The 13,486-nt window shown below is 35.5% G+C and carries 12 protein-coding genes; all 12 read right to left on the reverse strand.

The annotated features are described in order from the left end of the window. Positions 1-61: 61 nt before the first annotated feature. The 12 genes from JST55_06020 to JST55_06075 all read right to left on the reverse strand — a co-directional run bounded on the left by JST55_06020 (position 62) and on the right by JST55_06075 (position 13,185). Positions 62-499, reverse strand: a complete 438-nt coding sequence (locus JST55_06020; GenBank protein MBS1493043.1) for a hypothetical protein — start codon at positions 497-499, stop codon at positions 62-64. A gap of 178 nt (positions 500-677) precedes the next feature. Further along, a complete protein-coding gene (locus JST55_06025) occupies positions 678-1,511 on the reverse strand; it encodes a GTP cyclohydrolase I FolE2 (GenBank protein MBS1493044.1) in 834 nt (277 codons plus the stop codon). A gap of 61 nt (positions 1,512-1,572) precedes the next feature. Continuing rightward, the gene (locus JST55_06030; GenBank protein ID MBS1493045.1) at positions 1,573-2,049 is read right to left on the reverse strand and encodes an NUDIX domain-containing protein; all 477 of its coding nucleotides are present in this window, start codon (positions 2,047-2,049) and stop codon (positions 1,573-1,575) included. Between the two features lie 19 nt (positions 2,050-2,068). After that, positions 2,069-3,856, reverse strand: a complete 1,788-nt coding sequence (locus JST55_06035; GenBank protein MBS1493046.1) for an amidohydrolase family protein — start codon at positions 3,854-3,856, stop codon at positions 2,069-2,071. A 9-nt stretch (positions 3,857-3,865) separates the two neighbouring features. Next, entirely contained in the window at positions 3,866-4,825 is a 960-nt protein-coding gene (locus JST55_06040; protein MBS1493047.1) for a N(4)-(beta-N-acetylglucosaminyl)-L-asparaginase, read from the reverse strand. 26 nt (positions 4,826-4,851) lie between these two features. Then, positions 4,852-5,886, reverse strand: a complete 1,035-nt coding sequence (locus tag JST55_06045; protein MBS1493048.1) for an esterase — start codon at positions 5,884-5,886, stop codon at positions 4,852-4,854. Positions 5,887-6,058: 172 nt separating this feature from the next. After that, positions 6,059-6,724, reverse strand: coding sequence for a 2-C-methyl-D-erythritol 4-phosphate cytidylyltransferase (gene ispD / locus JST55_06050; GenBank protein MBS1493049.1), 666 nt, complete (start codon positions 6,722-6,724; stop codon positions 6,059-6,061). Positions 6,725-6,785: 61 nt separating this feature from the next. Beyond that, the gene (gene queA, locus JST55_06055; GenBank protein MBS1493050.1) at positions 6,786-7,820 is read right to left on the reverse strand and encodes a tRNA preQ1(34) S-adenosylmethionine ribosyltransferase-isomerase QueA; all 1,035 of its coding nucleotides are present in this window, start codon (positions 7,818-7,820) and stop codon (positions 6,786-6,788) included. A gap of 77 nt (positions 7,821-7,897) precedes the next feature. Next, positions 7,898-9,184, reverse strand: a complete 1,287-nt coding sequence (gene eno / locus JST55_06060; GenBank protein ID MBS1493051.1) for a phosphopyruvate hydratase — start codon at positions 9,182-9,184, stop codon at positions 7,898-7,900. A 161-nt stretch (positions 9,185-9,345) separates the two neighbouring features. Then, complete coding sequence (locus JST55_06065; protein MBS1493052.1) at positions 9,346-10,986, reverse strand: VWA domain-containing protein; 1,641 nt, start codon at positions 10,984-10,986, stop codon at positions 9,346-9,348. A gap of 12 nt (positions 10,987-10,998) precedes the next feature. Then, positions 10,999-12,261 (reverse strand): hypothetical protein, encoded by a 1,263-nt coding sequence (locus JST55_06070; GenBank protein MBS1493053.1) that lies wholly within the window; start codon positions 12,259-12,261, stop codon positions 10,999-11,001. Between the two features lie 3 nt (positions 12,262-12,264). Next, positions 12,265-13,185: a threonylcarbamoyl-AMP synthase gene (locus JST55_06075; GenBank protein MBS1493054.1), complete on the reverse strand. Its 921-nt coding sequence runs from the start codon at positions 13,183-13,185 to the stop codon at positions 12,265-12,267. Between the last annotated feature and the right edge of the window lie 301 nt (positions 13,186-13,486).

The raw sequence follows: 13,486 nt of genomic DNA on the forward strand, positions 1-13,486 counted from the left end.
TATAGATGTCCTGATTTCTTTTAAAAACTTTTATAACCTTACTGATATTTATTAACTTTTATTATTTTACTTTGATCTTCGCCGTAAAATTCTTTGTTCCGATTTTACAAACACCGTCAGCCGAGTTGCAATATCCGAATTTTACTTTTCCTTTGATAGTAATCGTCGTTCCGCTTGCTGCGCCTGAAGGCACTGTGAAATTATATTTCACTGAAGCAGGGCTTGATAAATAATCATCTGAACCGCCTGCATAATCCTGCAAGCTTCCGGCATCAACTCCGTCTGTAATAGTTACTTCAATTTCGGGATCTTTAGGAATTTTAACATGGTCCCCTGTCTTGAATTTCAAAGTCAGTACGCCGCTTTCACCGGGTGAAAATGATTTTTTGTTTGTAGTAGCTGATACACTCGGAGCTTCCACTGCCATTGCGGAGGAAAAGCCCATTAAGCAAAATGAAGCGAACACAAAAAGTGCTAATAATGATTTAATTTTGGTCATTTTTTAAAGAATTTTTGGTGAATTATAAAAATATGCATTTTAAAATTTTATACAAAGACAAATAAAATATGCTAATTTTTCAACGAATTAAAACCTTTTTTGTTCCGCTGAACTTATAGAAGACAGAGAGATTTGAAAATAAATGAGCAGAGTTTTTCACACCCTGCTCAATATTTTTTTAATATCGGGAAATAATATATCCGTTAAGGGATTTATGGGATTCAATCAATGCGTATGCATTATGATTGTGAATGCTTTCGAAATTTTCCGCTTCAACACTATACCAGGTAATGTGAGGCATTTCTTTTAACTTCAGTACAACGTTTCTTACTAGGTCTTCAACGAATACAGGATTTTCATAAGCTCTCTCCGTTACAAATTTTTCGTCTTCTCTTTTTAATAAAGAATATAATTCAGAGCTTGCGCTTTGCTCAACAAGAGTAATTATATCTTCTATCCATACCATATCATTGAACCTTACTGAAACAGTCACCTCACCTCTTTGATTATGCGCGCCGTGTATTGAAATACTTTTTGAGCACGGACATAATGTTGTTACAGGTACAATAACTGTAAGAACAAAATCTTTCTGCTCATTATTTCTTGCTGCGTGAAACTTAGCTCTGTAATCCAGCAATGACTCCTTCTGTGTTACAGGCGCTTTTTTTGTTCTGAAGAAAGGAAACTCCATTTCAATATGTGAAGCTGTTGCATTGAGTTTCTTCTGCATCTCTTCCAGTACTTTATCAACTGCATCTACATGCATTTCTCTTTCTTTGCATTGCAAAATTTCTACAAACCTGCTCATGTGAGTTCCTTTAAATTCTTTCGGCAGATCAACTGTCATAGAAATTGTTGCCACTGTGTGCTGTATTGAATTCTCTTTATCTTTTACTATTATTGGGTACTTTACGTTCTTTACACCGACTTTATCGATTGCAAGATTACGGGGGTCTTGTAAATTCTGGGTGTCCGGCAATACCGATTTACCTGGGGTAGATATCTCTGACAACTTTAATCCTTTTTAATTTTTTGGAGTTACGTATAATAACAACTGAATGTTTTAAAAAATTCTATTTTAAAATGATTTCGGGATAGTTTGTGCAGTCCATATTGAGGAAAAAAACCTCGTTTTTACCTGTTTTTTTATTTTGCAGAATATTACTCCAGATGTACTTCTTATCAGTTTCCGGAATATTCGATGACATCAGGTCTGATTCAGGCACAAAGTGAAATTTACCTTCGTGAAATTCAGGCGGAACATCGTTAATTCTTTTTTTGAACTCGAAAAGAAAAACCATAATGTTTCCGATGTGAGGAAATTCCTTTTCCGTCATTATTCCAATGAGCTTCCAGTCTTCATTTTTTGATTCAATGCCGCACTCTTCATGCGCTTCGCGGACGGCGCACTCTATGGGAGATTCTGCAAGATGAACATCTAATTTTCCGCCGGGAGGAGAGAATAAACCCTTATTAGGATTTTTAATACGTTCTAACAAAAGATAATCACCGTTATCATTTTTTATGTACAGCAGTGTTGCAAGTTTCATTTAATTGTTATCTGTTTATCTATTTATCGTCACTGAATCCGAAACGAAGTTTTACTTTTTTAAACTGCGGCTCTTTAGGTTTTTGTGTTTCTTCATGTGAATCTGTATTTCTTATCACAGGTTTTTCTCTGACCGGTTCTTTCGGATTCTCATCTCTTCTTTCTTTTGTTTCAGCAGCAAGAGTTTCTTCTTCATCAAAAGAAATTTTCTTTGGAGAAAATTTCACACCTTCTTTTGTTAAAGGATGGGGAGTTATTTGTTCTTCTTCAATTGTTAAGAAATTAAAATCTGAATCATACGAATCTATATAGGATAACGAATTGACCGAACCCGGTAAAAATGAATTATCTATCGGCTGCAGTACATCATCGCTTTCTTTTTTTACTACTCTGAACTCTTCTCCGAATTCGACTAATAATTCTTTCTGTGTCTCTTCAAGTCCACCGCTTACATAGGGATTATCAAATATTTCTTCGTTAATATTTTCGTGTCTCTTAAAATGTTTCTGCTTCTCGGCATACTCGTGGTAATTACCTGCTTTATAAATCTCATTGCTGATCTCTGATGCAGTCTTTAACGGATTGAAATCTAATTTTAATTCTACATTATAATCTTTTACTTCGAAGTTTCCGTTAATAATTACGTCAGATATATTTTCAGAATTTAAATTCTCAATTATATACTCTGAAATTTTTTCCGAATCAATTTCAGGGAATGCAGCAAAGGAATTAAATTTATTTAAATCGAAAAATACAAAATTGGCCAGCTTATTCTTTTCAATTGAGCCTGTGAGATTAGATATACCCTGCGCATAAGCACCGTTAAGAGAAATCATTTTCAAAAGAGGCTCATAGTTTCTGATGTTCTTTGAGCATAGGGAAGAAATTAACTTTATCTCTGAGAATACATTTTTCCCTGTGAATCCCGTACCAATGCTTACATTTAAATCTGAATAAATAAAATTTCTGAAATCAAAATTCCTCGGGTAAAAATTCACAATATCAGATGGAGAGAGCACAACGTTCGTAGATGTTGAATTTAAAACATCGAACTCATTCTTACTCAGATAAATAGGATTGGAAAGTATAGTTGACTGTGTTAAAAGATTATAATCTTTCAGCACATATATCAGAGATTTTCTGAATAAATCCTTTATCTCAGTTAAATCTTTTTCACTCTGATAAACTTCTAAAAACAATTTTACATCGGCTGAGTTAGTCAGGTTCTTCAGATTATTTACCAGATACATATTAATTTGCTCATCTCCTCTTACTCCCGAAAAACTTTTTGCATCTATGGGGGCATTTGCTGATTTGTTGTTTTCATAATCAACAAGATTCACCGTCATGTTTGAACCGTTCAACGCGTCATCTAACTGTTCGTGATTTATATCACCTGATGATTCAATTACATTTACCTCTCCTGCGCAAATCGATTTTAAATAATTGACCTTAAAAATATTTTTTCTTTTCGGAACGTTTTCAACGAGATACAAATACTTATCAATCGTCTGCAAAGCAGGATTTTCTTTTAAACTTTCAAACGTACACTTCTTAAAAAATAATTTATTAAGTGAAAATGTTGAGTAGCAATTGGAGTTTATAAATCCGGGCACAATAATTTTATTCTGCGCATCTATAAGCTTAGTCTGCGGATACCTGTCAATAAATTTCCCTATTTCAAATCTGTTATCAAAATCAATCTCAACAATCTTATTATTTTTTATAACAATCGTATGTATGCCTGCTCTTCCCTGCCTGTCAAGAGTCAGCACTATTCCGTTCTTAATTATTATAAAGCTATCCATACTGTAAAATTATAAATCTTCTATTGTAAAATCTTCATCAAGATAATTTTGCGCCTGTATAAGCTGGTTACCTTTCTGATTATATACTGCATATTCAAATCCTTTTCTCACACTGTATGCGCCGTACTCGCCTTTTACGTTCAACGCAACAAATCCCACCTGAAAAATGTGGTCGCGGTTTTTACTCGAAAGCAAATTCAACTTCACAACTCTTTCGCATGCAATTTTGCACGCTTCCATAGGAGAAATTCCTAATCGCATATACTCCACAATTAAAAAAGAACCGCATGCCCTTATACATTCTTCCCCTCTGCCTGTTGATGCTGCCCCGCCAACTTCGCCGTCAACATAAAGTCCGCTTCCGGGAATAGGACTATCACCGACTCTGCCATGTAATTTCCACGCCATACCTGAAGTTGTGCATGATGCCGATATATGTCCGTCTTTATCAATTGCAACCATTCCGATTGTATCATGATTGCCGTCTTCATTTATCGAATCAGCTTTTCTTTTCAGTATGGAAAAATCATCGGTATGAATTTCTTCTGCGTTTTCACCACCCGATGCCTTCCATTCGTTAAATCTTCTTAATGAATTTTCCGTCAGAAGATTTTCAGCCTCATAACCGTTTTTTAAGGCAAACTCAAATGCGCCGTCTCCGGCTAAAATTGTATGCTCAGTATCTTCTAGAACTTTTCTTGCCAGTGAGATCGGATTCTTAATATTCTCTACACAAATCACTGCGCCTATGCGCGCTTTCCAATCCATAATAGCAGCATCAAGAGTCACTCTTCCCGCTGCATCGGGCAATCCGCCATAGCCGACGCTCAAAACAGTCGGGTCGTTTTCAGAAACTTTTACTCCTTCTTCAACTGCATCGAGAGAATTTCCTCCGTTCTTTAAAACCTGATAAGCGGCATCATTCGCTGCTAATCCGTGTTTCCATGTTGATATTACAAGTGGCTTCAAATTAATAAACTTTGTTTTAACTTTTCTTATGAATTTTTTATATGCTTGGAAATCATTTCAAATGTTCTGTCATATCTGAACTGAACATTAAAATGTCCTCCGTTAAATTCTTCGTGGTAATGTTTAATTCCATTCTTTGTTAATCGCTGCGAGAAAATCCTTGCGCCGACATTCAATGCAAACTCATCCGATTTTCCGGCATCAATGAATATTAACTTTAATTTTTTCAAATTAGTTTTATACTTACCGACTAAATTCACAGGGTCGTGCTTCAGCCATTTCTTAAAAATATCCTGCCTCACTTCTCCCGTGGTTAAGTCCATTGGCAAATCAAAGTTATAGCCTTTCGTTTTCATGTTAGCAGGATTAGGAGAGTAACAGCTTGCCATGCCTATCGTATTAATAATATTATGAAATGATTTTGGCTTAGGCTGTTTAAAATTAATTTCATTCTTTATAAAATTCGCAACGCCTTTATCGCCCTTGCCGTAACGTTCAATATCATTTATAAAAAATCCGAATTCATTTTTGTAGCAATACTCAAAGTACGCATCACCCGCAGTTGTGCACATAAGCCCGAAGACATTGGGATTTCTCATTGCAAGAATCATTGCACCGTATCCTCCTGAAGATTTCCCGCAGATAGCTCTTGAATGAGCATGCGGAATTGTTCTGAAATTATTATCTATAAACGGAACGAGTTCTTTCGTTATGTAATCTTCATATCGACCGGTTGCAGTAGAGTTTATATACTGGCTTCCGCCGTACTTCGTAATGCAGTCAGGCATTACAACAATCATTTCCTTCATCTTTCCTTCTTTGATAAGACGGTCTAATCTCTGCTGAATATTTTCATTGAGGAAACTGAAGTTCACATTGCTGAAACCAGTACCTGTAAATCCTGCAATTAAAAATACAACGGGATATTTTTTATCTGAAGTTTCATAGGAAGGCGGGAAATAAATAGGAAACTCCCTTTCATAAGGGTCACCCAATGGATTACCTTTTAAAACTTTGCTGACGTGGGAGTATATGTATAACTGACCTTTACTGTTTTTCATTAAAGCAAAAGTAATGATAAAAATTGTTAAAAATAATTGAGTTATTACAGGATTTTTTAACCACAGATTACACAGAGTTTTTCACAGAGAACGCAGAGCAATACTAAAATTTATTTATATTAATTTTCTCTGTGACCTTTGTGAGCATAATCTAAGTTCTCAGTGGTTACTTTTATAAGAACTTCATGTCCTCTTTAACCGTGATTTTGATATTAGTCTTTTCGCCCGGGATAATTTTCACGGGATACCCTGCAAATTCTACAACCGCTGCCTCATCCGTTCCGACAAAATTTTTCGCTACTGCCTTTGCCAAAGAATTTTTTATTATATCGCATCTGAATACCTGCGGAGTCTGAACTGTCCACAAATTTTCCCTCGAAAGAGTTTTTTGAATGAACTGCTTTTCATCCGTTCGCTTTACCGTATCGCTTATTTTTATACCGGGTATAACTCCGCCTGATTTATGACATTCATCTATCAAACTCACAATCAGCTTCTTTGATAAAAACGGCCTCACTGCATCATGAACCATAATTATATCATTCTTTTCACATTCGATAACATTCAGCGCATTAAACACCGACGCCTGTCTTGTCTCGCCCCCTTCAACAATGCTTTTTACTTTAGTAAAATTATTTTTTGAAATAATTTTTTTCAGCTTATCAAAGTTATCAGCCTGAGCAGCAATATATATCTCATCAATAATTTTTAACGAATGAAACCGCTCAATGGTATGAGCAATGATTTCTTTGCCGTCAATTTTTAAAAATTGTTTTGGGATTTTTGAGCCGAAGCGGATGCCCGAACCCGATGCCGGAATGATTAGGATATGTTTCATTTCAAAAATGAAAATAAAAAGGCGAAGTCTTACAATAAAACTCCGCCCTTAAAAAAAATTATTATACGATTAACATTGCATCGCCGTAAGCATAAAATCTGTATTTCTCTTTTATCGCTCTCTTATATGCCTTCATAATAAAATCTCTTCCTGCAAATGAACATACAAGCATAAGTAATGTGCTCTGCGGAAGCTGGAAATTTGTAATAAGCTTATCAACAACTCTTAATGTGTGCGGCGGATGAATAAATTTATCTGTCCAGCCTTTTCCGTATCTGATAGTTTTAGTCGTAACAATGTTTGCTTCAAGAACTCTAGCAACAGATGTTCCGACTGCAATCAGTTTTCCTTTTTTGGAAACTGCATTATTAATTATATCGGCATTCTCTTTCGTGATTTCAAAATATTCCGAGTCCATTCTGTGCTTCGATAAATCTTCTACCTCTACTAATCTGAATGTACCAAGACCCACGTGCAAAGTAATATATGCAAGCTTAACACCTTTATCTTTTAGTTTCTTTAAAAGCTCAGGTGTAAAATGAAGACCTGATGCCGGCGCAGCAACTGAACCTACGTTCTTTGCAAACACTGTCTGGTAATCAGCTTTATCTTTTTCAGTCGGCTCTCTTTTTATGTACGGAGGCAGCGGAGTCTTGCCCAGCTTATCAATCACTTTAGAAAAATCTTCAGTAACATTAAATCTTACAATTCTTCCTCTGGAAGTTGTATTATCGATAACTTCACAATAAAGATTTTTATTGAAAAATATTCTGTTCCCTATTCTTACCTTTCTTGCAGGGTCAACAACAACGTCCCATATATTTTCTTCTGCATTCAATTGTCTTAATAAAAAAACTTCAATCTTCGCTCTTGTTTTTTCCTTTGTTCCGAACATTCTCGCAGGGAAAACCTTAGAGTCGTTCATAACAATCACGTCACCTTCGTTAACGTAATCAACAATGCTTTTGAATTTTGAAGTAAGGATTGATTCATCTTCTCTGTTCAATACCATCATCTTAGCCATATCGCGTGGAGCTTTAGGGGCTTTTGCTATCAGGTTCTTTGGAATGGGGTACTTAAATTGTGAAAGTTTCATTTTGTATAATATATTTTAAAATATAAACGTCTCTCATAGTTGTATGAAAGACGTTTTCGTTAATTTCTTTTTATAATTTATAAATTGTAAAACGCTTTTATTCCAGGATACTGTGCGCTATAGCCAAGCTCTTCTTCTATTCTGATAAGCTGGTTATACTTAGCAACTCTGTCAGTTCTTGAAAGTGAACCTGTCTTTATCTGTCCCGCATTTGTAGCAACAGCAAGATCTGCAATTGTAGTGTCTTCAGTTTCACCGCTTCTGTGAGAGATAACGGCAGTGTAATTATTTATCTTTGCCATTTCAATTGCATCAAGAGTTTCAGTGAGCGTTCCTATCTGATTTACTTTGATAAGAATTGAGTTTGCAATTCCCTTCTCAATTCCTTTTGAGAAAATTGAAGTGTTTGTTACGAATAAATCGTCACCGACTAACTGTACTTTTCCTTTTAATGCATCGGTTAATTCTTTCCATCCGTCCCAGTCATTTTCAGCCATACCGTCTTCGATAGAAATGATAGGATATTCCTTTACAAGTTTTGCATAAAGGTCTACCATCTGTGAAGATGATTTTGTCGGGATATGTGATTTGTAGAATTCATATTTTCCTTTACCTCTCCACATTTCAGAGGAAGCAACGTCCAGTCCTAAATAAAAATCTTTTCCTGCATTATATCCTGCTTTTGAAATTGCATCAAGAATAACTTCGATAGCTTCTTCATTTGATTTTAAATTCGGAGCAAAGCCGCCTTCATCACCGACTGACGTGCTTGCATTTTGTTTATGCAGAACATTTTTCAGACTGTGAAAAACTTCTACGCAGCTCATTAAAGCATCTGAGAAAGTTTTTGCGCCTGTAGGAATGATCATGAACTCCTGAAAATCAACAGTGTTATCAGCATGCTTTCCGCCGTTGATGATATTGCACATAGGTACAGGAAGCGTTTTTGCATTCGCGCCGCCAATGTATTTATAAAGTGGAATGTTTAAATGATTTGCGCTTGCATGTGCGGCTGCCATGGAAACTCCGAGCAGTGCATTTGCGCCGAGCTTTGATTTATTTTCTGTGCCGTCTAATTCAATTAATATCTTATCAAGTCCTGTCTGGTCTAATGAATCGTATCCTAATAAATTATTAGCGATAGTTGTGTTAACATTTTTTACAGCTTTCAAAACACCTTTACCTAAATATTTTTTCTTATCACCGTCGCGTAATTCAACTGCTTCTCTTTCCCCTGTAGATGCTCCGGATGGAACTGCGGCCCTCCCTAAGGTTCCGTCTTCTAACACTACATCAACTTCTAAAGTGGGGTTACCACGTGAATCTAAAATTTGTCTTGAGTGAATATCTAAAATTGCGGGCATTTGTAAATAGAATGGTTTGTTTTGGAAAATATTAAAAATAACCTAATAATCAAGGGAAATCAATTCATAAAGAATGGTATAAATTCGAGTTAAACACTGCAATTACAGCATTTAATAGAATTTGAATTGTTATTTTGCAGATAAATTTTGAGGGCGAAAACTTAGTAAATTCCGCCCTGTCCGCCGTCAGAATACGAGGCTGATTCCGACTTCGCGGCCGTCTCTTTTACCATTATCTGAACCGATGTCTTCTTAAAATTTTCATCTTCGTATTCAACGGGAATTGAAAGATTATCGGACATCATAACTGTTCTTCCCGGCTCAGTCGTGAACTTAGAATACACAAACTTAATTCTTCCGAACAAACTTTTCTTCAATACTCCAAGATTTAATGAATACATATACGAAACATTGTACGATGAAAATGCGCTGAGGCAGATATCCTGCTCATCTCTATTATCAATTACCAGCGTGAAGCATTTTTTCTTCATTATCATTATCACAAAAAAGACAAGAATAAGAACGACGAGCGTTATTAATCCGATAAGAACAAATAACCTCCACGGACCGTACTTCATCTTTATCTCAAGCGGAATAGTCGTAACAATTTTTTTATCTTTTAAAGAAGGTTGAAAAATTTCAGGAATAGATTGTAGCGCGAATAAATCCTTAAAGCTGTTAATATAATTCTGGTCAAGCGCAATATCAGTCTGCGTTACCTCAAGCACAAGATTTCCCCCTATGGAAAAATCCTCTTTGAAAATTGTATTGAACGAAAAAGTCGGAGTTATTTCCGGAAGATTAAAAATTAAATTAAATCCCGTTACTTCTCCCTCGGGCGAAACATTGCTTACCGTAGAAGGCGTTATCTGCTGCGTTCCCAAAGATTTCACCGAGTAATCCGATGACTTAAAATCATCCAGATGAACATTCAGGTTAGCGCTCTTTATTATATATGGATATAAATTTGATTTCAGAGATAAGTCGTTGAACGTCTCTCTGACTTTCTCCCCTTCTTCAAATCCGAATCCCCTTAACGTCTTTCCGTCAAAAAATAATTTCCCTTCGGTAATTCTTCCTGTTGCTACACGCGGCTGTAGAACTATCGTTCCTATATCCTGCGGCTTTAATGTAATTGCTTTTTGTTTGATGCCTACATCTCTTATCTGCTTATCGAAGACTTCAAAATGCAGCTGAGTAAAATTTTCTTTTGAGTAAACTATTGCATAGGCAACATATCCCAGCGAAGAGTAACCTGCCTCTGTAACTTTTTCAGGGATAGGATACAACATGATTTTTTTTATGTTAGCATCGCTTCGCAGTCTTTGATAAAATGCCAGTGTGTTCTGATAAGACGAGTCGCCGCTTCCGCTGTTATCGTTTATGTTATCGGTAATGAGCCAGATAATCCCCGTATTACCGTCAAGACTTGCAATTCCCTTATCAAGCGCTTCTATTAAATCCGTTGTTCCGAAGTCACCGTCCTTACCGCGCATAAGATTAAAATCTTTTATCACTGCATCAGCATTAAATCCCGCCGAAGGTCCGCTGAACAAAACTTTCGGTGATTCTATTTTTCTTGAAGCGTCGGATTTCGTGAATAACATAACCGAAGCATTATCTCCGGGCTTTAAGGAATTTTTAATCAGCGCTTTTGCAAAGAGCTTGAATGCGCTGTTTGATTCTCTGTAATAACCTGACATGCTTCCCGAGTTATCGAACATGAACACAAAATTTCCGCCGTCCTTTGCAGATGCAGTCAGTGCACATAAAGCAAATATTACTATAAAAAACTTTTTCATTTTATTCATTTATTAGATATGAATATTAAGATTATCATCGGCGTAAAGCTCGATGACTCCGTCCTTTGTAAGTACAATTAAATTATTAAAACTTATTATCACCGAAACTATATCATCGCATTCATCTCTGCCTGCCGAAGAAACAGTTCTGCTCTCCGCCTCCTGAAATCTGTTAAGATTATGTATCACAAATTTATTTTTCTTAACAATCACAACAAGATTTTCATTGCAGCATTCGACTTTATTTTCATACTCGTCATCGAACGAATATACCATCAATCCGTTATTCTTGTAGCATTTCCATCCGTCAATTGTTCCTATAAAAAGATTCTCACCGTATCCCGCAATCGAGTTAATATAATTTAACTTTATTCCACTGTATTTGTATGCGCTTTCTTTAGAGGATGAGCTAACGTAGAAAAGTTCCTGCAAATCTTTTGCAAAGTATAATTTGTAATTCTGAAAAAGAAAATGTGATGTTGAAAATCCCGGAGTATCAACTTTTATCTCTCTGAAATCCATTGTCATCAGGTCGCATATTAAAATCTTATCATCGTTGAGAATATATGCCATGCCTTCACCAATGCAGATGCTATCTGAGAGAAAATCATTGGAAACAAATTCAAACTCAGTAATCGAAAAATGATTTGCCGTATCTATGATTTTCAACAAAGCTTTTTTTGACTCTGGATTGTATTCAAGAAATAAAATTAAATACTTATAACGGTTCAGATTACTCCATATAAAAAAATCCCGCTCGCTGGAGTAAATGGCGTCATAAAAAACTTCGTTATCTGCGCCTCCTTCATCTTTAAACTCAAAAATATTTTTAACTGAGTTTACAAAAATTCTGTTATCAACAACTAATCCTGTCTTTTCAAAAACGTTTTCCTCAATGAATATTTTATTTTTTACTGAGAAGTCAAACCTGTCTAAAAAATAAACATTGCCTGATGTTGAAGATAAAATAAAATATTTATTGTTCTCTAAAACCGAGTTTAAAAAACTATCTTTTATTTCGAGATGATGTTTTCTTCTGAAGCTCTTATCAATTCCCTCGGGAAATTTTAATTCACTTTTGAAAAATCCGTTGAGGTTCGAGCTGCCTTTATAAAATGAGTTTACTTTGGAATCTAAAATATTTTTCCTGTTATTCTCTTCGTGATTAATTCTTGGTTCGATAGCTTGAATGGATATTTCATCGTTAATATCTATCTCAAGTCTGTCACTCTTCTCACTATCCTCGGGAAATTCTATTATAATTCTTTCAGGCATCTTTTAATTTTTAAAACGTGCTTTTTCGAGTCTGTCGTTTATTGCAATACCGATTCCTTCATCTTTCACTTTCGCAGCGAGTATCATTTCAAATCCTTTTTCGTCAAGTCTTCTTAAATCAGAAAACAAATGTTTCGCAGCTTCTTTCAGATCTGAATATTTATTCAAGTCCAGTATTCCGTAATTCTTCCCTTCAAATCTGTCCAGGTCACTTAAGTGTTCAACAATTACCAATGGAGTATGCGGGGCGTAGTGATTCAAAAGCATTCCCGGTGAATTTATTTTCTCAGATATTCTCTGTCCGGTTTTTCCAATCACACTTTCAATTTCTTCTTCGCTGATATACCCGTGTCTTAATACTATAGGTAACTCAGCTGACAAGTCTACAACAGTTGATTCTATTCCCACGTCAGAGCTTCCGCCCTCCAGAACATACTTCAGCTTTCCATCCATTTCTTTCACAACATCTTCTGCGCTGGTGGGAGAAATTCTTCCGAAACGGTTTGCAGATGGCGCGGCAATCGGGACCTTCACAATTTCCAGCAGTTCTCTGAATACTTTATGTGACGGAAATCTTACAGCAACAGTTTCATTTCCCGCAGTTACAATATCTGAAATTAGTTTTTTCTTTTTTAAAACGTATGTTATCGGTCCCGGAGAAAATTTTACATACAATTTCAAAAAACTCTCCGGAATTTCTTCAACAAATTCATCAAGATTATCTTTATTTAATAGATGCACTATTAACGGATTGAATCTCGGTCTTTCCTTCGCCTCAAAAATTTTTATTACTGCATCGGTATCAAGCGCATTTGCGCCGAGACCATAAACGGTTTCGGTTGGAATGCCTACAATATTCCCTTTGAGAATATCAGCAGCAACTAAATTTATATCAGTGATTATTTGAGTTCTTTTCTGAGTCATTTCAGATATAAAAATACCTTTATTGGGTAAATTTTGATAGTGATAAATTTTTTAAAAAAATATTTCCCTATTAGTAGATATAGGGTGAAACATTTTCCGATTAAAAAATATTTTTAGTATTTTAGTTGTGGTGTTTTCATTCGGAGATATAGTAAGGTTAAGTTGAAACTCGTAATTTGTAACTTCTAACTGACACAAGAATCCGACTTTTTCCCGACATTTTTGCAATTAACAATTAGTAATTAACAATGAACATAAAATCCGACTTTTTCCCGACTAATTCTAAAATTAATAATGAATA

The organism is Bacteroidota bacterium, from assembly GCA_018266835.1.
In the GTDB taxonomy this organism is placed as follows: Bacteria; Bacteroidota; Ignavibacteria; order Tepidaquicellales; family Tepidaquicellaceae; genus JAFDZO01.